This window comes from Mycobacterium sp. NPDC048908 (genome assembly GCF_043197955.1).
In the GTDB taxonomy this organism is placed as follows: Bacteria; Actinomycetota; Actinomycetes; order Mycobacteriales; family Mycobacteriaceae; genus Mycobacterium.
The window spans coordinates 50,376-72,814 of sequence record NZ_JBICUE010000020.1 but is presented as its reverse complement, the minus strand read 5'-3'; the positions used below and the strand labels follow the sequence as shown (position 1 = coordinate 72,814).

Here is a 22,439-nt window from a genome sequence, read left to right as displayed (position 1 = left end):
ACGGCCGGAGTTGATGGAGTCTGTGGACGGTGAAGGTCAATAGCGCGCTGTTCGAGCACGGCCGCGCGGTCATCGGCGGTCTGAAGGACGCCACCGGCCACGGCGTGCCCGAGACCGGGGCGATTTTCGGTCGGGCGCAGCGCACGTTCGACGATGTCACCGAGACACTCCAATCCGCGGCGCCTACTGGCTGGCAGGGCGCGGGCTCGTATGCCTACGCCGATCAGAACGCCCGGCAACAACTGCGGTCCGAGGCGATGGCCTGCGCCGACCGCGAGGTGTCCAGGGTGCTGAGCCGTGAGGCCGCCCAAATCGCGCATTCCCGCGGCCACCTTGACGCACAGTGCCGATTCCTGGCGGATGCCGGCGCGGTGGCGCTGGGACTTCAGACCCGGCGGTACGGCCAGGCCGTGACGCTGGCCGTCGAGATGGCCGCATTGCAGTCGGCTTTGGGGCACAGTTGCGACCAGCTCAACCGGCTGCGGTCCGAGGTGGCGCAGAACGCCGCCGAACTGCAACAGACCGTCGGGCGGTATGCCGGTGTGGCGGAAGGCGCCGAACTGCCGCCCGTGCCGGTCGCGACCAGCTTCGAGGCCACCGCGGGATGAAGGGGTAGGGGACGCGAGTCATGTCCGGCGACGAGTTGCGGGTAGTGACGGCGCATTTGGACCAGCTGGCCGTTGTGCAGGGCCGTGCGGCAGTGGGAATCCGATCGGCGACGGAGATGACCGACGGCGCCGACCGAATGGTTCGGCAGACTCACGGAGCCATCGCGTCGGCATCCGCACGCGCGCTCACCGCGGTGTTGGCGGCGCGGCGAAATGCGGGCACCCGGATGGCCGCCGTTTCAGAAGGCTTGAGCGACAAGCTTTCAGCGGCAGCGAAACGGTACGACACCGCGGATCAAGCAACCAGCGGCACGTTGCGCGACCAGATGCAGAGTCGGCAAATATGACCACTCCCCCCACGCATTACGACGACGTGGTCGGCGTCGAGGTCACCATCGACGGAATGCTCGTCATCGCCGACCGGGTCAACGTGATGGATTTCCCCGTGGCGCTGGGTATCCGGCAGAACATCCCCCAGGAAGACTTGCGCAACATCGTGTGGGAGCAGGTGGCCCGCGACCTGACCGCGCAAGGTGTCCTCGACGTCTTCGGTGAACCTCATCCGGAGGTGGCGGCAATGGTCGATACTCTGAGCCGCGCCGACCGGACCCTGGAAGGCCGGTGGTGGCGCCGCGATGTCGGTGGCAAGCGGCCTCGCTGATGTTGATCACCTGCGCGCCGATGTTGGCGGCGTGCACCACCGCACGCGCCAGGCTGCGCAGCGAGCCCGCGGTCTGGGTGGTGTTCGGATCGTTGGGGTCGGTCCGCGAGCCGACCGGCTGGAACGCCTCCGACGTCTGACGTAGCGACAGGATCCGCGCGTCGGGCGCCACCCCGATGAACCCGTCGGTGGGTGCCGGCCGGCCCGCGATGATCGACGCGGTCAGGGTGCCGTGCGAGTCGCAGTCGCTCATTCCGTTGCCGGCCTTGTCGACGAAGTCGCCGCCGGGTTCGGCGGGTACACGCGGCGACCCGTTGACGCCGGTGTCGATCACGGCCACAGTTACGCCTGCGCCCGTTGCGAACTTCTGGGCGTCGCTGATCCGCAGGTAGTCGTTGGCCCACGGTTTGTCCGCGAAGTTGGAATTCGGGAACACCGTGGGCGCCGAGCACACCCGGCGCTGTTCGGTCGGCTGGTCGGGCCCCGTTTCGTCCGGCGGGACGACGGCCGGCGGGTCGATCGCGACGGCGGGGGGAGCGCTCAGCAACGCCAGCGCCAGCGTTGCCAGCAGCACACCGATGCGGCGCACGTGCGCTCACCCCTTCCGATATCGAACTAGCCAGCAGTGTGCTGACGACGCTCCAGCAAACAATGTACCGGCCCCATGGCAGGACAAACTCTCACGTCAAACCCATCGGCGCGGATGGGACTAGCCAATCCTAAGGGGCTGCGGGAGGGGTGTTGTTCGCTAACTGTCGCGGCTCCGAAACGCCGAAACTGTATTCCAGCAGGTCGCTTCTCGGCCTTTTCCTGCTGGAATACAGTTTCGCTGCGGGCTCAGGCGTCGAGGTCCTGCTCGACCAACTCGGCGACAGTCTTCAATGCTTGCTCGTCGTCGGAGGCCACGGTCACCTCGGCGCCGTTGCCGGCGCCCAGCGTCATGATCATCAGCGCCGAGCCCGCATCCACCGGATCCCCGCCGTCCATCGAGAGGGTCACCGGGACTCCGGCGTTGACGACGGCCTCAGCGATGATCGCGGCGGGTCGGGCGTGCAGTCCGATCGCCGATCCGACGATGACGGTTTTGGTGGGCATGTGTTTCTCCTTGTGTGGTTGTGAGGGACTAGGCGGCGACCAGGGCCGGTGATTCGTCGGCCTTGACGCCTGGCTTGATGAACTGTTTGGCCGCGACGACGGCCGCCGCGGCCGCCACCGTGCCGACCGCAAGCGCGACCACGAACCACAGCAGGTGGCCGATTGCGAAGAACACGAAGATGCCGCCGTGCGGGGCCTTGAGCGTGACGTCGAACGCCATGATCAGTGCGCCGGTGACGGCGCCGCCGAACATCATCGATGGGATGACCCGCAACGGATCGGCCGCCGCGAACGGAATGGCGCCCTCGGAGATGAACGACGCGCCGAGAAGCCAAGCGGCCCTACCGTTCTCACGCTCGGGCTCGGTGAACAGTCTGGGCCGCACCGCGGAGGCGAGCGCCATCGCCAACGGCGGAACCATGCCTGCGGCCATCACCGCAGCCATGATCCGTAGCGACGCCGGATCGGCGACGTTGAGGCCCGCGGTGGCGAACGCGTAGGCCGCCTTGTTCACGGGACCGCCGAGGTCGAAGCACATCATCAGGCCGAGCACGATACCCAGGATGATCACCGAACTGCCGGACATGCCGCCCAGCCAGTTGGTGAGCCCGGAGGTGATCGCCGCGAGCGGACGGCCGAGCAACAGGAACATCAACAGCCCGACGACCAGCGATGCGAACAGCGGGATGATCACGACGGGCATCAAGCCCCTCAGCCACCGCGGCGCGTCGATGCGGCTGATCCACAGCGCGGTGAACCCCGCGATCAACCCGCCGACGATGCCGCCGATGAAACCGCCTCCGACGAACACGGCCACCGCGCCCGCGGTGAAACCCGGTGCGATGCCGGGCCGGTCGGCGATCGCGAACGAGATGTAACCGGCCAGCGCCGGCACCAGGAACATGAACGCCAGGCCGCCGAGGGTGAACAGAACCGCTCCGAGGTACTGCATCAGGCCCCCCGAGGGCAGGCTGGTCAGCGTGTTCTCGGTGGCGATGTGGCTGCCGAGCGAGTTCAGCCCGAAGGCCAGCGGCTTGGCCCCGTCGGGGGTGTTGGCGATGTCGTATCCGGCCAGCAAGAAACCCAATGCGATCAGCAGACCGCCGGCGGCGACGAACGGGATCATGTAGCTCACGCCGGTCAGCAGGATCTGCCGTAGCCGGGTGCCCCAGCCGACGCCACCGGCCGGTGCCGAGGACGCAGCGGCGGCGCGCGCGTCACCCTGCACCCGCGCGGCGTCGGGATCGGTTGCGGCCGCGAGCGCTTCGGCGACCATCTTGTCGGGTTCGTTGATGGCGCGTTTGACGCCGGAGGCGACGACGGGCTTGCCCGCGAACCGCTGCCTGTCCTTCACGCCGACATCGGTGGCGAAGATGACCGCGTCGGCCGCGCTGATGACGTCGGCCGACAACGGCGTGCTGCCCGAGGAACCCTGCGTCTCGACATGCAGCGTCGCGCCCGCCTTCTTCGCGGCGGCGACCAGCGAATCGGCGGCCATGTAGGTGTGCGCGATCCCCGTGGGGCACGCCGTCACGGCGATCAGCGTCTTCGGGGCGGTTTGCGCGGGTGTGGGTTTCGGCTTCTCGGGCGTCGGGCTGAGTACACCGTCGACCAACTCGACCACCTCATTCGGTGTGGCGGCGTTGCGCAGCGACTCGACGAAGTCCTTGCGCACCAGGGCCCGTGCCAAGCTGGACAGCAGCTTCATGTGCTCAGCGCCTCCTGCGTCCGGGGCGGCGATCAGGAACGCAAGATCTGCAGGGCCGTCGGGCGCGCCGAAGTCGACTGCCGGGCTCAGGCGGGCGAACCCGATCGACGCGGTCTCGACGTACGGCGAGCGGCAGTGCGGGATGGCGATCCCGCCGGGCAGACCGGTGGCCGACTGCTCCTCGCGAGCCATCGCCGCCGCGATCAGCCCGTCGGCGTCCTGGGTGCGGCCTGCGTCGGCGAGCCGGTTGACCAGTCGGCCGATGACTGCTTGTTTGTCTGGGCCCGCGTCGACGTCGAGTAGCACCAGGTCGGTGTTGATGATCGGCAAAGTGGTTGTCATGGCGATACTTTCGGGTTGGGGGCGATGGGTGTCACCCGGACGGCGGCGAGGTCGATCTGGGCGGGCGATGGCAGCGCGGAGCCGGGTAGCGCGGCGGCGGCGCTGCCGTAGGCGACGGCCATCTGCAGCCGGTCGGGGGGTACCGCACCGCCCACGGCGGCGCGCAGATAGCCGGCCAGTGACGCGTCACCGGCACCGACGGTGCTGCGCGCGACGATCGGCGGCGGCGCGGCCATCCAGCTGCCGGTCTGGTCGACCAGCACGGCGCCCGCGGCCCCGAGCGTGGCCAGCACTGCACCGGCGCCGCGGTCGACCAGTTGACGGGCCGCGTCGACGACCGGGCCCGGATCACCTTCGGCCACAGCGTCATCCAACGCCTGCGGCGACATGCCGAGAGCCCCGGCCAGCTCTTCGGCGTTCGGCTTGAGCAGATCGGGGGCCGCCGGCCCGAGTGAGCCGACGAGGGCGGCCAGCGGAGCGTCCGAGGTGTCGACGGCGATCCGACACGGATAGGGTGCGAGCAGCGCCACCACACGGGCGTACCAGTGATCCGGCACGCCGGGTGGCAGCGAACCCGACAACACCACCCATGACGCGGTCTCGGCGCCGTCGATCACCGTACTGGTCAACGCGTCGAGGGCATCGGCATCCAGGTGCGCGCCGGGTTCGTTAAGTTTGGTTGTGGTGCCGTCGCTTTCGATGATCGCGAGGTTGGTACGCACCGCACCCGCGGTCGGCACGCACGTGAACGGCACCGCGCTGGCCGACAGCGCCGTCGTCAACGGGTCAGCAGCGGGCGCAGGCAGCACCGCAACCGCGTCGACGCCTGCCAGCGTCAGCGCACGCGCGACGTTGACGCCCTTGCCGCCGGGTTCGGTCGTCACCGACGAAACCCGGTGCACCGCACCGCGTGTCAGTGGCGCGGTCAGCGTGACGGTGCGGTCGATGCTCGGATTGGGGGTGACGGTGACGATCACGCGACCACCACCTCGACGCCGGCCTCCGTCAACAGCTTGCGGTCGGCCGCGGTGATCTCCGTGTCGGTGATCAGGGTGTCCACACTGGAGATCGGGGCGAAACTGACGAAGTCCTCGCGCCCGATCTTGGATGAATCTGCGGCTACCACAACGTAGTTGGCGGCCTCGACCATCGCGCGCTTGACAGCCGCCTCGTCGCTGTCGGGTGTGGAGAGGCCATGGCGAACGCTGATCGCGTTGGTGCCGATGAACGCGATATCGACGCGGAGTGCGCCCAGTACGCGCAGCGCCTGTTCGCCGACTGCCGCCTGGGTGAGGCCGCGGACGCGGCCGCCGAGCAGTTGCAAGGTGACCGTGGGCATGGCTGCGATCCGGGCCGCGATCGGCACGGAGTTGGTCACCACCACCAGCTCGCGGTCTGTGGGCAACTGCGCCGCGATCCGTGCGGTGGTCGTTCCGGCATCCAGCAGCACGGTAGCCCCGCCGAGCGGGAAGAAGTCGGTCGCCGCGGAGGCGATGGCGTCCTTGTGCTCCGCCCGGGTGGTGTCCCGTTCCCCGACGCCTGCCTCGACGAGATGCAACGCGCGGACCGGAACGGCGCCGCCGTGCACCCGGCGCAGGACACCGGCCTTGTCCAGCACTGCAAGGTCGCGGCGCACCGTCTCGGTGGTGACATCGTAGGCCTGCGCCAATTCGGCCACCGAGGCGCGGCCCCGCGAGATCACCAGCGAGGCGATCGCTTGCTGACGCTCTTCGGCATACATGGAGGCTCCGTATGTGTGGTTGCCGTGTTTGTGGGTTTAAGCCCACATTGATGTGGATATAGTTGGTTTTACTACTGTTCGTGTTGACTTGTCAAGATATTCTTGTAATCTGGTTCACATGACCGCCTCATCTCCGCCTACGTCACTCCCGGCCTCGAGCACGGTTCTCCGTGGTGTCCCTGTGGTGCCCGGTGTGCAGTACGCGCCGGTGATCCGGCCGGGCCGGCCCCCCGCCGTCGAGACCGGCAACGGAGCCGAGGTGGCCGAAGCCGACCGCCCCGCCGAGGCCGCGCGGTTCACGGCGGCGGCCACCGCCGTGGCCAACCGGTTGCGGGACCGCGCAGCCCACGCGAGCGGCGCCGCTTCCGAGGTGCTCGCCGCCACCGCGGCGCTGGCGCAGGACCGCGCCTGGTTGGGCGCCGCCGAGAAACGCATCAAGGACGGCACGCCCGCAGTTGCGGCGGTGGCGGGGGCCGTCGAACAGTTCGTCGACATGTTCACGAAAATGGGCGGCTTGATGGCCGAGCGCGTCACCGATCTGCGTGACATCCGCGACCGGGTGGTCGCCGAATTGTCCGGCCTTCCCGAACCCGGCGTGCCCGTCCCCGAGCTCCCGTCCGTCCTGTGCGCCGAAGATCTCGCCCCCGCCGACACCGCAGGACTCGATCCCGAACTCGTTGTCGCCCTGGCCACCACTCTGGGCGGGCCGACCAGTCACACCGCGATCATCGCCCGCCAACTCGGCATCCCCTGCGTGGTGGCCGTCGCGGGACTCGACGACGTCGAGGCGGGCTCGATGGTGCTCGTCGATGGCACGCTCGGCACCGTCACGGTCTCACCTGACCACACCGCGGCAGGGGAGGCCGTCGCCGCAGCGCAGCGCCAAGCCCAACGAGCGGCACAGTGGTCCGGCCCAGGAGTCACCGCCGACGGACACGCCGTCGCGGTGCTGGCCAACGTCCAGGACGGCGCGGCGGCCCGCGCCGCGAGCGAGACCGCCGCCGAAGGCGTCGGCCTGTTCCGCACCGAATTGTGCTTCCTCAACCGCGATACCGAGCCGACGGTCGATGAGCAGGCCGGCATCTACGCCGAGGTGCTGCAGGCATTTTCGGGTCGCAAGGTGGTGATCCGGACGCTGGACGCCGGATCCGACAAGCCGCTGAAATTCGCCGGCCATCCCGGCGACACTCCAGAGGCCAACCCGGCGCTGGGTGTGCGCGGCGTCCGTATCGCGGACCGCAACCCTGGATTGTTGGACCGCCAACTGGACGCCATCGCCGCGGCGGGGGAGCGCACCGGGAATCAGCCGTGGGTGATGGCCCCGATGATCGCGACCGCGCAGGAAGCCGAAAGCTTTGCCGCCAAGGCGCATTCGCGAGGCCTGACCGCTGGGGTGATGATCGAGGTGCCCGCGGCCGCGTTACTCGCCGACCGGATCCTCGAACACGTCGACTTCCTGTCGATCGGCACCAATGACCTGGCGCAGTACACGATGGCCGCCGACCGGATGTCTGCCGAACTGGCCACGCTGACCGACCCGTGGCAACCAGCGGTGTTGGCGTTGGTGGCCATGACGGTGCGGGCAGGGCTGACCGCGGGCAAGCCCGTCGGGGTGTGCGGTGAGGCCGCCGCGGATCCCCTGTTGGCCTGCGTGCTGACCGGCATCGGCGTGACGTCGCTGTCTGCTGCTGCCGCAGCGATCCAAGGCGTCGGGGCCAAGCTCGCGCAGGCGACGCTCCAGCAGTGCCGGGAGGCGGCCGCCGCCGTACTGGCCTCCGCAACCGCAACCGATGCGCGGGCCGCCGCCCTCGCGGCCATCGGGAATTAACTGGACCCCAGTCCGGTTAACGTCGGCATGCCTGCTATCACCGCTGACACGCTCACGCTTCCACGCATCTCCGCCCCGGCCCCCGCCGACACCGAGCGGCCAGTGCGGTCCATCACCACCGGCCCGCATGGCTACGAGGGCGAGGGTTTCCCCGTCGTGCGGGCGTTCGCGGGCGTCAGTTCTGCGGACCTCGACCCCTTCGTCCACATGGACCAGATGGGTGAGGTCGAATACCAACCGGGTGAACCCAGGGGCACCGACTGGCATCCGCACCGCGGGTTCGAGACCGTCACCTACATGATCGACGGCCGGTTCGCGCACCAGGACTCACACGGCGGTGGCGGGCTGATCACCGACGGGGCCACCCAGTGGATGACGGCGGGCTCCGGCATCCTGCACATCGAGACGCCGCCCGCCGAACTGGTCGAGAGCGGCGGGGTGTTCCACGGCATCCAGCTGTGGGTGAACCTGCCGCGCAAGGACAAATTCGCGGCCCCGAACTACCAGGCAATCGAAGGCACCCAGGTGAAGCTGTTGGCGTCGGACGACGGCGGCGCGCTGCTGCGCGTCATCGCGGGCGATATCGACGGCCGCATCGATCCGGTGTCGCCGCCGGAGCGGCTCCGGGGGCCCGGCGTGACCCACACGCCAATCACGTTGGCCCATGCGACCATTGAGCCCGGCGCGCGGCTCAACCTGCCGTGGAGCCGCGACTTCAACGCGTTGGTCTACGTGCTGTCAGGCCGCGGTGCGGTCGGCCCTGTCGGACACCCGATCCACCAGGGCCAGCTCGCGGTACTCGGGCCCGGCGACCGGATAACCGTGGTCGCGGAGCCGACGCAGGAATCGCGGCGGCCTGCGCTCGAGGCTCTGATCTTGGGCGGCAGACCAATTCGCGAGCCAGTCGTTCAGTACGGGCCGTTCGTGATGAACTCCAAGGCCGAACTCATCGAGGCGATGGAGGACTTTCAGGCAGGCAAGTTCGGCGTAATCCCGCCGAACGCGCTGATGCCACACCGGCCGCTGAACTAGCCGTGCCGAAAAATGGGTAACCATCCGGCATGAGTAACGCAAATAAAGCCAGGCACAAGGTCGATCAGTTGCGCGGAAAGGTCAAGGCGGTAATCGGACGCGCGACCAGCGACCGCGAGTTGGAGGCTCAGGGCAGGTTCGACGAACGGGCGTCACATCTGAAGGGCGCGGGCGAGAAGATCAAGGACGCCTTCCGTCCACGGCGTGACGGCAGGTAGTCAAGGGTTCGGCCGTGAAAGACGCGCCGGGGGACGCGGTACGCTCCGCTGTCACTCACCCGGCGACGGTCGTCGCGGCCCGCATCGGCTACGTCATCAGCGGGCTTCTGCATCTGTTGATCGCGTATCTGATCGTCCGCATCGCCACCGGTTCGGGCGGTGACGCCGATCAGACGGGTGCGTTGCGGGCGATCGCGGCGACCAGCGGTGGCAATGCCGCCTTGTGGGCGACCGCCGCGGCCCTGCTGCCGTTGACGCTGTGGCGCATCGCCGAAACGATCCTCGGTCTGCACCCCGGCGAGCATGACCGCGCCAAGACCGACCCGCAAGACTTTGAGTGGACCAACAGGCTCAAGGCGCTTGGCCTGGCGGTGGTCTACGCATCGGTCGGCGTCACTGCCGTGCAGTATGCGCTCGGCCGTCGCCGGTCGGGCGCCGCCCAGAGCGCCGGCCTCAGCGCCAGGCTGATGCGCTCTTTAGAGGGCAAAGCTGTGCTCGTCGTCATCGGACTCGCCGTCATGGCCATCGGGTGCTATTTCGTTTACAAGGGCGCGTCGCGGCGATTCTGCGGCGATCTCACGGTGGCGCCCGGGCGCCTGGTCACAACGCTGGGACTGTTCGGCTATGTCGCCGAAGGTCTTGTGCTGGCCGCCGCGGGCGCGATGGTGATCGTCGCGGCGGTGCGCGCCGACCCGTCGAAGGCCACCGGGCTCGACGGTGCCGTCAAGACGCTCGGCCAGGGCCCCCACGGCACTGCGGTGATCCTCTGCGCCGCAGTGGGTTTTGCAGCATATGGCTGCTACAGCTTTGCATTGAGCCGGTACTCGAGAATGTGACCGTGCTCAGCCCTCGGCGCTTGGCCTGCCCTGCAGGGCAGGTGCCGCAGCCGCCAACAGCGCGCCGCGGTCCCCGTCGAGCGGCGGATAGATTCGCGACCCGTTGATCACACGCTTGGTGGCCTTCGCGGATTCGCCGGTGTCAACTACTTGCCGTTCCCAACCTTCGGTGTACACCGCGCCGGCCGGGCCGAGGTCCAAAACGGTGACATACCAAGGAATCCGAAGAGTCAGCATCGGTTGTCCGAGCAGATCGCTGACCACGTTGTAGCCGGCGTACCGGCCCATCGGCCTGCCATGCTGGCACGACATCACCGACAGGTGCACGTCGTCCATCCGTGCCGCGGCGACATCGCCCGCGGCGAACACGTCCGGCACGCCGACCACCCGCAGATGGTCGTCGACCGGCACCCGGCCGAGGCGGTCGCATGCCACACCCAGGTCCGCGGTGAGCGGGTTGGCTCGCATGCCCGCACACCACACCACCGTCGCCGCGTCCAGTACCTCGCCGGTCGACAGCCGCGCGCCTGCCTCGTCGATCGCGGTGACGCGCACCGCGAGTCGGCTCTGGACACCCGTCGATGCCAGCGCGGCCTCGATCACCGGGCGTGCCGACGCGCCCATGTCCGAGCCGACGAGCGGATTGTGGTCGACGAGGATGACGCGAGGCGTGGCGTCGGGGAACAGTGAGGTCAACCGGGCGGGCATCTCGCACGCGGTCTCGATGCCCGTCAGTCCGGCCCCCACGACGACGACGGTGCTCGAGGTTGGGTTGGCCGGGTCGAGCCCGGCGAGGTGCCGTTGCAGCCTCTTCGCGCCGTCGTACGTGTCGACGTCGAAGCCGAACTCGTGCATGCCGGGCACATCGGGCTTGACGACCTGGCTGCCGAGGGCCACGACGAGGCGATCGTAGGTGTGCGCGCCCGTCGACGTCGTCACGGTGTGCGTCGCCGGGTCGATCGCCGTCACGTCGGCGGTGAGGTGCCCGACGCCCGCAGGGTCGAGCACCTCGGTCAACGGAATCCGGCACGGCGTCAGGTCCGCTTCGTAGTTCCTCACCCGAATGTCGTGGTAGGGCAGCGAACTGAGCACGGTGACTCGGACATCACCGGCACCCACGCCGAGTTCGTCGAGTCGCCGAGCCGCACCGAGCGCGGCCCACAGTCCCGCGAAACCGGAGCCCAGCACCAGGACGTCCTTCATCGGGCCGACGCTACCGGGTGCGGATAGAGGAGTTCGAGTTCACCGAGATGGGCAGCGACGGCCGTCAGAGGCAATGCGGCCGACACCGCGAGTCCCCCTGCCTCTCGGGCGGGCCGGACCTCCACATCGTCGGCGCCGTCGGCGCGAAGCGCGAGCACGAAGTCGTCGCTGAGGGACTCGAATTCGCGGGCGGGGTCGCCGGTGAGCCGCGCGCAGATCACGTCAGTGTGGGTCTCGAGCACCTCGCGGGTGCGGCGGTACGGCTCCAGTGGCGGGGGCACGACGTCGGCGATCAACTCGGCGGCGGCACGCACCCGGATCGCCCGGTTGGCGGCCCGTACCACCGGCGCCCTCAGCGCGGTCGTCCCGCCGTTCTCCGAGAGATATTGCCGCACTGCGTCGTCCACTGTGCGGGACACGTCAAGGGCCTGTCGGCTCAGCGCGGTCACCCGATCCGTTGCGGCTTCGGATGCGCCGCGGGTGACGCGGTGCACGGCTGCGGACAAGAACTCCGCACCGACCGCGCGGGCATCGGCTATCGCCTTCGACACCGCCGCCGACGCGCCCCGCGGCCAGAGCAACAGCGACACCACGATGCCGACCAGTGCGCCGACGACGACGTCCTCGACGCGGATCAAGCCCACCTTCCAACCCGTCGGCACGATCAGGTTGAAGTTGATCAGCACCATCATGGTGAACGCGGCCTGCCCAGCGACGAACGAGTACACCTCCGGCACGTACGCCGACCCGAATGCGGCGACCGGCAACAGAATCCACAGCACGACCGGGTCGACGCCGAGAAATTCGATGACGACCGCGCCCAAGACAAAGCCGACCGCCGTGCCTGCCACCGCCCGCACCACGCGGGTGCCGGTCGTGAGGGCGCTGCTGCGCAACACCGACATCGCTCCGAGCACCACCCAGAAGCCGTGTTGGACGGGAAACAGATGAGTGACGGCAACCGCGACGGCGAGGCCGAGACCGGTGCGGAGGCTGTTACGAAGCACCACTGCATCCGCTGCAAGGAACCCTCTGGTGATGGCCGCCACGGCAACGGTCTCGGGCATCACCCAGTCGGCCGCGCCAGTGTCGGGCAGTCGGCGGCCCAGTACCCGCGCCCACACCGGCCTGGCGTCCGCGGCCGCCGCGTTGCGGATGATCCGCCCGGTGACGGCGATGGTGGCGGCGATCGTCCTGCGCTTCAGCAGCTTTCGCCCCACGACCACCGCCGCCGCGTCGTTGGCTTCGTCGAGCACTGCGACGATGTCCTCGCGGTAATGCCCCTGCGAAATCGACCGCAAATCGGTCAGCGCGTCCCGGAGGTGGGCGCTGAGCGCCAGCCGCTCGGAGACATCGCGCAATCGCAGCACCGCCGCGCAGTCACGCAGCACGCGCACCGCAGGATCTTTCATCGCTCCGAGCAGCTCACTGGTGTCGTCGCCGATCTGATCGGACAACCAGCCGAGGTCATCGACCACGCGGACCAGCGCACGGCTGCCGGCGGTCAATGCCACCGGCCGGTAGTCGGCGCCGAGAAAGGCGGCGTCGAGCGCGTTCATCGCCTTGGTCACCTCACGCTCCGAGGCGGTGCCCTCGAGTCGATCGGCAAGCCGGTTGCAGACCCGCGCCGCATTGGCCCGCAGCTCGTCGTGGTGTCGAGGCGCGAAGAGGAACAACGCGGCAGGTACGCACAGCGCCAACGCGATCAGCCAGCCGAGCAGCCGCTCCGGCAGGGGACCGACCGGTGTGCAGGCAGGCAACACGAACAGCAACAACGTGGCGCGTTGGCCGGCGGCGACGATCTCACTGAGCACACCGGCGAAGATGACCGCGACGCCGAGGACGAACATCGATGCCACGCTCAACCACGCGTGCGGCGCGACCAGTGTGCCCAGCGTGATGAGGATGGCGCCGTTGAATCCCAAGCCGCAGTAGGCCAACGCCCGAGCGGGCCGATTGCCTGGGAAGTCCACGAGTATCAGCAGGGCCACCGAACCGAAGATGGCGAACAACGGTGTCTGCGACCCGCCGAGCGCAAAACTGACCGCGGCGGCGATGGGCAGCACGACTGCGGCCCGGGATGCGCGGCGCAGGGCGTCGAACTCCGGGTCACGTGCGCGGAGACGATCCAGCACGTGGCGCAACACCGCAGCCGTTTCAGTAGGCAAGAAGTGGCGCGCCCTATTCACCGTCCGGCACCGACGAGAACCGGCCCGAGTCCAGCGCATCGGCCAGCTGCCCCGCGATCCATCGCAGCGCGTCGGCGTCGCGGGGTAGTACCGCTTGCTCGTAACCGACCAGCACGTAGACACCCCACGCCGCGAACACCTCGGCCTGGCGTTTGTTGTTCAGAACTTCGAACGCCGACTCGTACATGATGTCGAAGCGCTGCCGGTCCACCGCGGCCTGGACGGATGAGACCTGGGGATCGACTGCGCTCCACACCCGGATCGCGGCCTCGGCGCCGTGGGGAAGGGACAGCCCCTCCTGGATCAGCGTGTCGATGCGGCGGCGGGGATCCGGCTCGGCGCGCACCGCCTCGACAATCTGTAGGGTTTGCCGTTGCATCCAGTACGCGACGAGTTCCTTGGTGAACCCGGGCCAGCCGGAGAAGTAGTGGTAGAACGACCCAGTTGTGACGCCGAGACGGTTGCAGACCTCGGCCAGCTTCAACCCGCCGTAACCCAGGTCCGAAAGCACTTCGAGACCAGCTTCGAAGTAGGAATCGCGCGACGTGACGCTCGCCATGGCAGCACCCTAACCGGGCCCTGTTCTTTTTGTGGCTGGCACGACGAGGTCGGTTCGTTATTCGGATAGCTAAACGACTGCGAATTTGCTGGGCCGACTGCACAAAGTGGCCGGGTTTTGACACCGCGGCAAACAAATCAGTGAGCTGTGGCACAATTTGACCGTGCCGCAACATACCGCTAGTAGAGGGCCAGGTCGTCCACCCGCAGCGAAGGCAGCCGAAACGCGTGAACGCATCACACAAGCGGCTCGCGAGGTGTTCAGCGAACTCGGCTACGACGCCGCGACTTTCCAGGCGATTGCGATCCGGGCCGATCTCACCCGCCCCGCCATTAACCACTACTTCGCCAGTAAGCGCGTGTTGTGGACCGAGGTCGTGGAGCAAACCAACGCACAGGTAGTTAGCGCGGGAATGTCACGGGCCCAGGGTGAGACCAGTCTGCTCGGCAGGCTTTCCGCATTTTTCTCGGTCGCCATGCAGGCAGACTCCGAGGACCGCTCCGCCGCAGCATTTCTCGTCACTTCCGTGCTCGAGTCGCAGCGCCATCCGGAGTTGAGCAACGACGAGCACGATTCACTGCGCGCGTCGCGCGAATTCATGGCGTGGGCCGTCAACGACGCGATCAAGCGCGGCGAGTTGACCACCGACACCGACGTCAGCCATCTGGTCGAGATGCTGGTCGCGGTGATGTGGGGGATGGGCTTCTACGCCGGCTTCGTCGGTAACCACGAGGACCTGACGTCGGTCGTGCACAAGTTCGAGTTGCTGATGGCGAACAAGCTCTGGAACCTGCACCAGTAACCGGTTTTTCCACGCGGTAGCGCGACGGCCATCTTCGTCACCGCGATCTGCGGTGCGCGAAAAACGTTGCCCTGCAGCCGATGTGATGCCGTGGGCAGGGCGAGGCTGCCGATGACCCAACCGCCGCTACCCCCGTCGCCACGGTCGCGGCGAGCGTCGTTTTGCTAGTGACAACCATCACGGGGCTGTTTCCTTCCGGCAACCGCGTATCCACGCTCCGCAAAGGGATACGCCCGGTGGTTACGGCAATTCCCGGCGTGAAGTAGGCCACATTCGTATAGCTCTGCTAATTATTTTCGCTAACATCGCTCAGTAAATGACTGATCTGAGTGAAGTGCGGCTGGTCCGCACGGATGGCGATAGCTGGGACATCACCGAGAGCGTCGGTGCGACAGCGCTGGGCGTGGCGGCCGCGCGGGCCGCTGAGACCGCCCGCCCCGATGCGTTGATCCGCGACGAGTACGCCTATCTGCTGGCGTCATCGGCGGGGCCCGCATGGGCGCAGATGGCCAGTGCCGACACCGGTTGGCTGGGCGATGACGAAGACGGCCGCCGCATGCACGACATGGCGCGTGACTATCAAGCGGTACGCACCCATTACTTCGACGCCTACTTCACCGCGGCGGTGCGGACCGGCATCAGCCAGGTGGTCATCCTGGCCGCGGGGCTGGACTCACGCGCATATCGGCTCGACTGGCCGGCGGGAACCACGGTCTTCGAAATCGACCAACCCAAGGTGCTGAGCTACAAGACGTCGACGCTGGACGCGCACGGCGCGATCGCCAAGGCGCGGCGGGTTCCCGTCGCCGTTGACCTGCGCGACGACTGGCCTGCGGCGCTGATCGCCGCCGGGTTCGATCCCGGAAGGCCGACGGCATGGCTGGCCGAAGGCCTGCTGCCCTATCTCCCCGGCGAAGCGCAGGACCGGCTGTTCGCGTTGGTCACCGAGCACAGTGCGGCGGGCAGCCAGATCGCGGTCGAGGCGTTCGACATCGACCCGTCGCAGCACTCCCCGCAGAAGCGCGCGGCTCGCAGAGAGCGCACCGCGCAACTGCGCGAGCGGCTCGGGCTCGACCTCGACGTCGACACGTTGATGTACACCGACGACGAGCGCAACGACGCGGCCGAATGGCTGGCCGCTCACGGCTGGCGCGTCCACACGGTGCCCAGTACCGACGAAATGGCGCGGCTGGGGCGACCGGCGGCCAACGGCCTCGTCGACGAAGCGATGGACAGCGTGTTCGTCCACGCCAGCCTCGGCTGATGCTGGCGAGAAGCGCCGGCCTGCTTATGCGTCTGTCGTCGCGGGTATTGCTCGTGAAATGACCGCCTCCGCCACGCTGACCGGGCCTCGGCGCGAGCCCGAGTCGGGCCCCGTGACCGCGGCAGGTCCCCGGCGAAACGTCATATTCGTCGCGGTGGTCCTCGGCATGCTGCTGGCCTCGGGCTGGCCCAACGTGCCCACTCGACCGTTCCGCGCGCGCAGTCCGCGACCGCTCGCCGCGCCGGGCGTGCGGCCGACGCGGCCGCCCGGTGACGCTCCGACGACGCGGTTGCGCCAGCCCAGCCCGCGCCAAGCACCGCGGAGATATCCCAGGCGCTAGTAGTTGGCCCTATTGGCCGAGCCAACCGGTTGGTTAGGATCGGGTATTCCTCCTCCGCTCGGAAGGACCCACTATGACCACCGAATCCGTCGCGCGCGAAACGGTCAAGACTCCGGCCGTCGACATCCCAGGCACCGTCAAGCGGCTGCGGGAAACGTTCAAATCCGGCCGCACCCGCAGCGTCGAATGGCGCAAGCAGCAACTGCTGGCGCTCGAGAAAATGATGATCGACAACGAGGGCGCCGTGATGGAGGCGCTCGAAAAGGACCTGGGCCGAAGCCCGTTCGAAGCGTGGTTGGCCGACATCGCCAGCACCGCCGGCGAGGCCAAGGACGCGGCGAAGAACGTAAAGAAGTGGATGCGCCGTCGCTACCGCCTGCTCGAGATGTCGCAGTTGCCCGGACGCGGCTGGGTGGAGTACGAGCCGTACGGCACCGTCCTCGTCATCGGCGCGTGGAACTTCCCGTTCGTACTGACACTCGGGCCCGCTGTCGGGGCCATCGCGGCGGGCAACACCGTGCTCCTCAAGCCCTCGGAGGTGTGTCCCGCGTCGTCGGCGTTGATGGCCGAACTGGTGCCCAAGTACCTCGACAACGATGCCATCGCGGTGATCGAAGGTGACGGCACGGTCAGCCAGGAGCTGATCGCGCAGGGCTTCGATCACATCTGCTTCACCGGCGGCACAGAGATCGGCCGAAAGGTCTACGAAGGCGCAGCGCCGAACCTGACGCCCGTCACACTGGAATTGGGCGGCAAGAGCCCCGTGATCGTCTCCGCCGACGCCGACATCGACGTCGCGGCGAAGCGGATCGCGTGGACCAAGCTGATCAACTCCGGCCAGACATGCATCGCACCGGACTATGTGCTGGCCGATGCGAAGATCCGCGACCAACTCATCGACAAGATCAAAGCCGCGGTGACGACGTTCGAGGCGAAGAACCCCAGCGGCAGGCGCATCGTCAACGAGCGACACTTCGACCGGCTGACGGCCTCGCTGGCCGCGACCAAGGGTGACGTTGTGGTCGGCGGTGGCTCCGATCCGTCGAAGATCAGCATCCAGCCGACCGTCGTCGTCGACCCTGACCCGGCCGAGCCGCTGATGACCGACGAGATCTTCGGCCCGATCCTGCCGATCGTGACCGTTCAATCATTGGACGACGCAATCGGTTTCGTGAATGCGCGGCCGAAACCGTTGGCCGCGTACCTGTTCACCAAGACGAAGAGCGTCCGCGAGCGGGTGATCAAGGAGGTCACCGCCGGCGGCATGGTGGTCAACCATCTGCTGTTCCAGTTCTCGACCAACAAGCTGCCGTTCGGCGGTGTCGGTCCGTCGGGCATGGGCGCCTACCACGGCAAGTTCGGCTTCGAGCAATTCAGTCACAAGAAGACCGTGATGACCAAACCAACCCGACCCGATGTCGGCGCGTTCATCTATCCCCCGTATACAGAGAAGGCTTTCAAGCTCGCCAGACGGCTGCTCTGAGAAAGGAACCTCATGCCAGGAGTGCAGGATCGCGTCATCGTCGTCACCGGGGCCGGAGGCGGACTCGGGCGTGAGTACGCGTTGACGCTCGCCAAAGAAGGCGCCAGCATCGTCGTCAACGACCTCGGTGGTGCCCGGGACGGCACCGGCGCGGGCCACAACATGGCGGACCAGGTGGTCAAGGAGATCAAGGACGCCGGTGGCCGTGCGGTGGCCAACTACGACTCGGTCGCCGAACCCGATGGCGCCGCCAACATCATCAAGACCGCTGTCGACGAGTTCGGCAAGGTCGACGGCGTGGTGAGCAACGCGGGCATCCTGCGGGACGGCACCTTCCACAAGATGGAGTTCGCCAACTGGGATTCGGTGCTGAAGGTGCACCTCTACGGCGGCTACAACGTGATCCGCGCGGCGTGGCCCCACTTCCGCGAGAACAACTTCGGCCGTGTCGTGGTCGCGACGTCGACCAGTGGCCTGTTCGGAAACTTCGGTCAGGCCAACTACAGCGCCGCGAAACTCGGTCTGGTGGGCCTGATCAACACGCTGGCCCAGGAGGGCGCGAAGTACAACATCAAGGCCAACGCCGTCGCGCCGATCGCCGCCACCCGGATGACCGAGGACATCCTTCCCAAGGAGGTCCTGGAGAAGCTGACACCGGAATACGTCGCACCGGTGGTCGCGCAGCTGTGCACCGAAGAGGTGCCCGAGACCGCGTCGATCTTCATCGTCGGTGGTGGCAAGGTGCAGCGTGCCGCGCTGTTCCAGAACGACGGTGTCACGTTCGACCACGTGCCCAGCGTCGACGAGGTCGCTGCCAAGTGGGGGGAGATCACCGACCTCTCGGCCGCCAAGCACGCCACCTTCAGCCTCGGCTGATCGGATGAAAGCGCTTGTCGCGCAGGAGCTTTCCGGCCCATCAGGCTTGATGTACACCGACGTCGATGACGTCCGCAGTGACGATGCTGTGGTCATCGATGTCGGTGCGGCTGGAGTGAGCTTTCCCGACCTGCTGCTCCTGCGCGGCGAGTACCAGTTGCGCCTCGAACCCCCGTTCATTCCGGGCATGGAGGTCGCTGGCGTGGTCCGGTCGGCGCCGTACGAGTCGGACTTCAAAGAGGGTCAGCGGGTCACCGCGCTGGCGATGCTCGGCGGATGGGCCGAGCAGGTGGCGGTTCCTGCGGCGAACCTCAAGCCGACGCCCGATGATGTCGATGACGCCGAAGCCGTTGCGCTGCTTGGCAATTACCAGACGATGTATTTCGCGCTGGCCAAGCGCGGCGCGCTGCGGCAGGGCGAGACGGTGCTGGTGCTCGGCTCCGGTGGCGGCATCGGCACCGCGTCGGTGCAGATCGCCAAGGCGCTGGGCGCCACGGTCATCGCGATGGTGCACCGACCCGAGGCCGCCGACTTCGTCAAGACGCTCGGCGCCGACGTGGTGTTGCCGCTGACCGACGGTTGGCTGCAGGCGGTTAAGGACGTGACCGATGGCCGCGGCGTCGATCTGGTGGTGGATCCGATCGGCGGCGAGGCGTTCGACGATGCGATTCGGGCGCTGGACACCGAGGGCCGATTGTTGGTGATCGGCTTTGCGGCGGGCGGCATTCCGACCGTGAAGGTCAACCGACTGCTGCTGCGCAACGTCAGCGTCATCGGTGTCGGCTACGGCGAGTACGTCAACCGCAAGCCGGGAGCTCAGGCGCTGTTCGAGTTCGGTGTCACCGAATTGGTCAAGGCGGGACTACGGCCGCCGCCACCGATCAGGTATCCGCTGTCTGAGGGCAGGGCCGCGCTGCAGAGCCTGGCCGACGGCGGCGTGCTGGGCAAGGTGGTGTTGGAGCCGTGACAGTAAAGGCGTTGGCGTTCGACGTGTTCGGGACGGTCGTCGATTGGCGCTCCAGCATCATCCGCGAGCTGGAGCAGTTCGGGCAACGCCATGGGCTGCAACGGGATTGGCAGGCGTTCGCCGACGACTGGCGGGCCGGTTACGCCCCTGCGATGGACCGGGTGCGCCGCGGGGAGTTGCCCTGGACCAGGATCGACGACCTGCACCGGATGATCCTGGTCGACCTGCTGGACGACGCGTCGGTCAGCTCCGACGACATCGACGAGCTGAACCGGGCGTGGCACCGGCTCGATCCGTGGCCCGACAGCATCGCGGGGCTGACCCGGTTGAAAAAGAAGTTCACCATCACGACGCTTTCCAACGGCAACATGTCGCTGTTGACGAACATGGCCAAACGGGCAGGGCTGCCGTGGGACTGCGTGATCTCCGCCGAGTTGTTCCATCACTACAAGCCCGACCGGGAGGCCTACCTCGGCTGTGCCGACCTGCTCGGGGTGGCACCGGATGAGCTGATGCTGGTAGCGGCTCACCCCAGTGACCTGAAGGCGGCGCGCGCGGCGGGCTTGAGCACCGCCTACGTCGACCGGCCATTGGAGCACGGCGCGGGTGCGGAGCCCAACCGGGTCACGCCCGGCGAGTTCGACTTCACGGCGACGGATTTCGTCGACCTCGCCGATCAGCTCGGTGCGTAGCGTGGTGTGATGAGCACAGCGTTGCAGCGGGCGGTGGAATTGCTCGCCGACCCACCGCCGAATCCCGATATCAGCAAGGGCTACCTCGATCTGCTTGGCGGCGCCGAGACCGCAGACACGCCGAAGAACACCGGCCTGATCCAGGCGGCGTGGGCCTCACCCGTCGGCTCGATGCTGTATGACAGGGCGCAGCTGTTGGCGCGCCGGATGATGACCGCCTTTCAGCATCCGATCGAGTGGCTCCAGCTTCCGCGCGGCGGAACAGCCCTCGACGTCGGCAGCGGCCCTGGCAATGTGACCGCTTCGCTGGCGCGCGCCGCCGGTCCCGGCGGACTGGCGCTCGGCGTCGACATCTCCCAGCCGATGCTGGCCCGCGCGGTGCGCGCGGAAGCGGGGCCTCAGGTCGGTTTTGTCCGCGCCGATGCGCAGCGGCTGCCGTTTCGCGACGAGAGCTTCGACGCGGTGGTGTCGATCGCGATGCTGCAGTTGATCCCCAAACCTCCTGCGGCCCTTGCCGAGATGGTCCGGATGCTGCGGCCCGGCGCTCGGATGGCGGTGATGGTCCCGACCGCTGGGCGGGCGGGCGCGCTGATGCGACTGCTGCCCGACGGGGGAGCGCACTTCTTCACCGACGACGAAATCGGCGACGCGCTCGAAGATCTCGGCCTTGTCGGAGTTCGGACCAAGAACCTGGGGACCATCCAGTGGGTGCGCGGTAGACGGCCGTGAGCACCGGCGGACTGGTCTTGGTTGCGCTGGCGATCGCCGTCGGGGTGCTCGGCATCGTGGTCCCGTTGCTGCCGGGGACACTACTGGTGTTCGCGGCGATCGCGGTGTGGGCCGTGGTCGAGGACAACGTGACCGGATGGGTGACGCTGGCGGTGGTGGCCGCGCTGTTGGCCGCTGCCACCCTGGTCAAATACCTGTGGCCGGCGCGGCGGATGCGCGCAGCCGATGTGAGCACCTGGAGTCTGCTGGCAGGCGCGGTGCTCGGCATCGTCGGCTTCTTCGTGATACCGGTGCTGGGCCTTGTGCTCGGCTTCGTTCTCGGAATCTATCTGGCCGAATTGGCGAAGCGACGTGATCAACGCGTCGCATGGATCTCGACGAAACACGCGCTCAAAGGTGTCGCGCTGTCGGTCGGGGTGGAACTGTGCGGCGCGATGCTGGCTACGGCGGCGTGGGTGGGGGGCGTCTACCTAACTCAGTAGCGTCGATGATCGCGCGTACGGTCCGACGGCACCTGCCGCATTCCGATCCAGCGCCGCACGCGTCGGCGACCTGCTTGGAGGTTGTCGCGCCCGCGGCCACCGCGCGGCCGATGGTGTCGCTGGTGACACCCAGACACAGGCAGACATACATCAGGCGTCGATGCGCATCATGTGCGCGAGCCTGCCGATGAACAGTGGCGGATAGGCACCGACGCCCGCATCCGAAAACCATTCGGCGGCAATGTCGGGGCGTCGCAACCAGTTCTGCACGCTGTCCGCATCGGACAGTTCATGCAGGAACATCACCTCGGCGGGGTCGTCGAACGCCTCGAAGATCCGCACTCGACGAATTCCTGCTTTCAGGAACAGGTCTCGGGTCTGGCGAACATGTGCTCGAAACACCGCCACATCGTCGACCGCCAGAATGCCCACCACGACGATGCCCGGCGGACTGGTGGCCGCGTCGACGAAATCAAACCGCTCGACGAGCTCACCCGCAAACACGGCGGGCAGGTCTTCGACACCGACGGCGTCGAACCACTCGAAGAACGCTCGTGACCGCAGAAGTTCGGCAACCGGTTCACGCGTCTGGAGTGCGATCGTCACCAGCACTCGCTCAGGATCGCTGGTCGATGTGTAGACGAACACATGATGCGCGCCGAGCGCGGCGAGGCCCTCGCGGCGCCGCTCCAGCAGCGGCCACACCCGTCTCGGGTCGGGCACGCGATAGTCGGTGGTCAGTACCAGCGATTGCGTTTCCGGAATCATCGTCGGCAAGGACGCT

At 67.6% G+C, this 22,439-nt stretch carries 24 protein-coding genes and 2 pseudogenes; 16 read left to right on the top strand and 10 right to left on the bottom strand.

Going from position 1 to position 22,439, the window contains the following annotated elements:
• The first annotated feature begins 29 nt into the window (after nt 1-29).
• The 3 genes and pseudogenes from ACGFK1_RS30145 to ACGFK1_RS30135 all read left to right on the top strand — a co-directional run.
• The gene (locus ACGFK1_RS30145) at nt 30-608 is read left to right on the top strand and encodes an EspA/EspE family type VII secretion system effector (protein WP_393438494.1); all 579 of its coding nucleotides are present in this window, start codon (nt 30-32) and stop codon (nt 606-608) included.
• A gap of 20 nt (nt 609-628) precedes the next feature.
• Complete coding sequence (locus ACGFK1_RS30140) at nt 629-955, top strand: ESX-1 secretion-associated protein (RefSeq protein WP_393438491.1); 327 nt, start codon at nt 629-631, stop codon at nt 953-955.
• A pseudogene (locus ACGFK1_RS30135) lies at nt 952-1,254 on the top strand (ESX secretion-associated protein EspG); the annotation flags it as partial. The gene ACGFK1_RS30140 and the pseudogene ACGFK1_RS30135, both read left to right, overlap by 4 nt.
• On the opposite strand, the pseudogene ACGFK1_RS30130 reads toward ACGFK1_RS30135, so the two are convergent.
• From ACGFK1_RS30130 to ACGFK1_RS30110, 5 genes and pseudogenes are all read right to left on the bottom strand, one after another.
• Nucleotides 1,247-1,858: pseudogene (locus ACGFK1_RS30130) on the bottom strand (S8 family serine peptidase); the annotation flags it as partial. The pseudogenes ACGFK1_RS30135 and ACGFK1_RS30130 sit on opposite strands and share 8 nt — an antisense overlap.
• A 248-nt stretch (nt 1,859-2,106) precedes the next feature.
• Nucleotides 2,107-2,364 carry an HPr family phosphocarrier protein gene (locus ACGFK1_RS30125; protein ID WP_393438488.1) on the bottom strand — a complete coding sequence of 86 codons (258 nt, stop codon included), beginning with the start codon at nt 2,362-2,364 and terminating at the stop codon, nt 2,107-2,109.
• Nucleotides 2,365-2,392: 28 nt separating this feature from the next.
• Nucleotides 2,393-4,414, bottom strand: coding sequence for a fructose-specific PTS transporter subunit EIIC (locus ACGFK1_RS30120; protein ID WP_393438486.1), 2,022 nt, complete (start codon nt 4,412-4,414; stop codon nt 2,393-2,395).
• The gene (locus ACGFK1_RS30115; RefSeq protein ID WP_393438483.1) at nt 4,411-5,391 is read right to left on the bottom strand and encodes a 1-phosphofructokinase family hexose kinase; all 981 of its coding nucleotides are present in this window, start codon (nt 5,389-5,391) and stop codon (nt 4,411-4,413) included. Before ACGFK1_RS30115 ends, ACGFK1_RS30120 begins: the two co-directional genes overlap by 4 nt.
• Nucleotides 5,388-6,155 (bottom strand): DeoR/GlpR family DNA-binding transcription regulator, encoded by a 768-nt coding sequence (locus ACGFK1_RS30110; RefSeq protein WP_393438480.1) that lies wholly within the window; start codon nt 6,153-6,155, stop codon nt 5,388-5,390. The genes ACGFK1_RS30115 and ACGFK1_RS30110 overlap by 4 nt, the downstream gene beginning before the upstream one ends.
• Before the next feature lie 118 nt (nt 6,156-6,273).
• On the opposite strand from ACGFK1_RS30110, the gene ACGFK1_RS30105 reads away from it, so the two are divergent.
• Genes ACGFK1_RS30105 through ACGFK1_RS30090 form a run of 4 tightly spaced genes read left to right on the top strand, consistent with a single transcriptional unit; the run spans nt 6,274 to nt 10,069 of the window.
• Nucleotides 6,274-7,983, top strand: coding sequence for a phosphoenolpyruvate--protein phosphotransferase (locus ACGFK1_RS30105; protein WP_393438477.1), 1,710 nt, complete (start codon nt 6,274-6,276; stop codon nt 7,981-7,983).
• Between the two features lie 27 nt (nt 7,984-8,010).
• On the top strand, nt 8,011-9,015 hold the full coding sequence (locus ACGFK1_RS30100; protein WP_393438474.1) for a pirin family protein: 1,005 nt from the start codon (nt 8,011-8,013) through the stop codon (nt 9,013-9,015).
• A gap of 29 nt (nt 9,016-9,044) precedes the next feature.
• A complete protein-coding gene (locus ACGFK1_RS30095; RefSeq protein ID WP_393438471.1) occupies nt 9,045-9,233 on the top strand; it encodes a CsbD family protein in 189 nt (62 codons plus the stop codon).
• Between the two features lie 14 nt (nt 9,234-9,247).
• Nucleotides 9,248-10,069, top strand: a complete 822-nt coding sequence (locus ACGFK1_RS30090) for a DUF1206 domain-containing protein (RefSeq protein ID WP_393438468.1) — start codon at nt 9,248-9,250, stop codon at nt 10,067-10,069.
• Between the two features lie 6 nt (nt 10,070-10,075).
• Here ACGFK1_RS30090 and ACGFK1_RS30085 read toward each other — a convergent pair whose 3' ends face one another.
• The 3 genes from ACGFK1_RS30085 to ACGFK1_RS30075 are packed head-to-tail and all read right to left on the bottom strand — an operon-like array spanning nt 10,076 to nt 14,020.
• Nucleotides 10,076-11,272 (bottom strand): NAD(P)/FAD-dependent oxidoreductase, encoded by a 1,197-nt coding sequence (locus ACGFK1_RS30085; protein WP_393438465.1) that lies wholly within the window; start codon nt 11,270-11,272, stop codon nt 10,076-10,078.
• Nucleotides 11,269-13,407: an FUSC family protein gene (locus ACGFK1_RS30080; protein ID WP_393438462.1), complete on the bottom strand. Its 2,139-nt coding sequence runs from the start codon at nt 13,405-13,407 to the stop codon at nt 11,269-11,271. The genes ACGFK1_RS30085 and ACGFK1_RS30080 overlap by 4 nt, the downstream gene beginning before the upstream one ends.
• A 46-nt stretch (nt 13,408-13,453) precedes the next feature.
• Entirely contained in the window at nt 13,454-14,020 is a 567-nt protein-coding gene (locus ACGFK1_RS30075) for a TetR/AcrR family transcriptional regulator (RefSeq protein ID WP_393438459.1), read from the bottom strand.
• A gap of 163 nt (nt 14,021-14,183) precedes the next feature.
• Here ACGFK1_RS30075 and ACGFK1_RS30070 point away from each other — a divergent pair, with 163 nt between their 5' ends.
• The 9 genes from ACGFK1_RS30070 (at nt 14,184) to ACGFK1_RS30030 (ending at nt 21,655) form a co-directional block, all read left to right on the top strand.
• Entirely contained in the window at nt 14,184-14,822 is a 639-nt protein-coding gene (locus tag ACGFK1_RS30070) for a TetR/AcrR family transcriptional regulator (RefSeq protein ID WP_393438456.1), read from the top strand.
• Nucleotides 14,823-15,138: 316 nt separating this feature from the next.
• Entirely contained in the window at nt 15,139-16,086 is a 948-nt protein-coding gene (locus tag ACGFK1_RS30065; RefSeq protein ID WP_393438453.1) for a class I SAM-dependent methyltransferase, read from the top strand.
• Nucleotides 16,087-16,144: 58 nt separating this feature from the next.
• Nucleotides 16,145-16,426, top strand: coding sequence for a hypothetical protein (locus ACGFK1_RS30060; protein ID WP_393438450.1), 282 nt, complete (start codon nt 16,145-16,147; stop codon nt 16,424-16,426).
• A 73-nt stretch (nt 16,427-16,499) separates the two neighbouring features.
• Complete coding sequence (locus ACGFK1_RS30055) at nt 16,500-17,909, top strand: aldehyde dehydrogenase family protein (RefSeq protein ID WP_393438447.1); 1,410 nt, start codon at nt 16,500-16,502, stop codon at nt 17,907-17,909.
• A gap of 12 nt (nt 17,910-17,921) precedes the next feature.
• Nucleotides 17,922-18,785, top strand: coding sequence for an SDR family oxidoreductase (locus ACGFK1_RS30050; RefSeq protein ID WP_393438444.1), 864 nt, complete (start codon nt 17,922-17,924; stop codon nt 18,783-18,785).
• Nucleotides 18,786-18,789: 4 nt separating this feature from the next.
• Nucleotides 18,790-19,752 (top strand): NADPH:quinone oxidoreductase family protein, encoded by a 963-nt coding sequence (locus ACGFK1_RS30045; protein ID WP_393438441.1) that lies wholly within the window; start codon nt 18,790-18,792, stop codon nt 19,750-19,752.
• The gene (locus tag ACGFK1_RS30040) at nt 19,749-20,444 is read left to right on the top strand and encodes a haloacid dehalogenase type II (protein ID WP_393438438.1); all 696 of its coding nucleotides are present in this window, start codon (nt 19,749-19,751) and stop codon (nt 20,442-20,444) included. The genes ACGFK1_RS30045 and ACGFK1_RS30040 overlap by 4 nt, the downstream gene beginning before the upstream one ends.
• Before the next feature lie 9 nt (nt 20,445-20,453).
• Nucleotides 20,454-21,173 (top strand): methyltransferase domain-containing protein, encoded by a 720-nt coding sequence (locus tag ACGFK1_RS30035; RefSeq protein ID WP_393438434.1) that lies wholly within the window; start codon nt 20,454-20,456, stop codon nt 21,171-21,173.
• Complete coding sequence (locus tag ACGFK1_RS30030; RefSeq protein WP_393438432.1) at nt 21,170-21,655, top strand: DUF456 domain-containing protein; 486 nt, start codon at nt 21,170-21,172, stop codon at nt 21,653-21,655. Before ACGFK1_RS30035 ends, ACGFK1_RS30030 begins: the two co-directional genes overlap by 4 nt.
• Here ACGFK1_RS30030 and ACGFK1_RS30025 read toward each other — a convergent pair.
• Nucleotides 21,615-21,806: a bacterioferritin-associated ferredoxin gene (locus ACGFK1_RS30025; RefSeq protein WP_393438429.1), complete on the bottom strand. Its 192-nt coding sequence runs from the start codon at nt 21,804-21,806 to the stop codon at nt 21,615-21,617. The genes ACGFK1_RS30030 and ACGFK1_RS30025 overlap by 41 nt on opposite strands.
• Complete coding sequence (locus tag ACGFK1_RS30020) at nt 21,806-22,423, bottom strand: fatty-acid--CoA ligase (protein ID WP_393438544.1); 618 nt, start codon at nt 22,421-22,423, stop codon at nt 21,806-21,808. The genes ACGFK1_RS30025 and ACGFK1_RS30020 overlap by 1 nt, the downstream gene beginning before the upstream one ends.
• Nucleotides 22,424-22,439 lie beyond the last annotated feature (16 nt).

Coding starts and splice junctions, on each gene's coding strand:
- ACGFK1_RS30075 (WP_393438459.1), bottom strand. CDS start 14,020: ATGGCGAGCGTCACGTCGCGCGATTCCTACTTCGAAGCTGGTCTCGAA.
- ACGFK1_RS30095 (WP_393438471.1), top strand. CDS start 9,045: ATGAGTAACGCAAATAAAGCCAGGCACAAGGTCGATCAGTTGCGCGGA.
- ACGFK1_RS30140 (WP_393438491.1), top strand. CDS start 629: ATGTCCGGCGACGAGTTGCGGGTAGTGACGGCGCATTTGGACCAGCTG.
- ACGFK1_RS30055 (WP_393438447.1), top strand. CDS start 16,500: ATGACCACCGAATCCGTCGCGCGCGAAACGGTCAAGACTCCGGCCGTC.
- ACGFK1_RS30125 (WP_393438488.1), bottom strand. CDS start 2,364: ATGCCCACCAAAACCGTCATCGTCGGATCGGCGATCGGACTGCACGCC.
- ACGFK1_RS30050 (WP_393438444.1), top strand. CDS start 17,922: ATGCCAGGAGTGCAGGATCGCGTCATCGTCGTCACCGGGGCCGGAGGC.
- ACGFK1_RS30085 (WP_393438465.1), bottom strand. CDS start 11,272: ATGAAGGACGTCCTGGTGCTGGGCTCCGGTTTCGCGGGACTGTGGGCC.
- ACGFK1_RS30100 (WP_393438474.1), top strand. CDS start 8,011: ATGCCTGCTATCACCGCTGACACGCTCACGCTTCCACGCATCTCCGCC.
- ACGFK1_RS30110 (WP_393438480.1), bottom strand. CDS start 6,155: ATGTATGCCGAAGAGCGTCAGCAAGCGATCGCCTCGCTGGTGATCTCG.
- ACGFK1_RS30020 (WP_393438544.1), bottom strand. CDS start 22,423: ATGATTCCGGAAACGCAATCGCTGGTACTGACCACCGACTATCGCGTG.
- ACGFK1_RS30120 (WP_393438486.1), bottom strand. CDS start 4,414: ATGACAACCACTTTGCCGATCATCAACACCGACCTGGTGCTACTCGAC.
- ACGFK1_RS30065 (WP_393438453.1), top strand. CDS start 15,139: ATGACTGATCTGAGTGAAGTGCGGCTGGTCCGCACGGATGGCGATAGC.
- ACGFK1_RS30025 (WP_393438429.1), bottom strand. CDS start 21,806: ATGTATGTCTGCCTGTGTCTGGGTGTCACCAGCGACACCATCGGCCGC.
- ACGFK1_RS30060 (WP_393438450.1), top strand. CDS start 16,145: ATGACCGCCTCCGCCACGCTGACCGGGCCTCGGCGCGAGCCCGAGTCG.
- ACGFK1_RS30035 (WP_393438434.1), top strand. CDS start 20,454: ATGAGCACAGCGTTGCAGCGGGCGGTGGAATTGCTCGCCGACCCACCG.
- ACGFK1_RS30045 (WP_393438441.1), top strand. CDS start 18,790: ATGAAAGCGCTTGTCGCGCAGGAGCTTTCCGGCCCATCAGGCTTGATG.
- ACGFK1_RS30105 (WP_393438477.1), top strand. CDS start 6,274: ATGACCGCCTCATCTCCGCCTACGTCACTCCCGGCCTCGAGCACGGTT.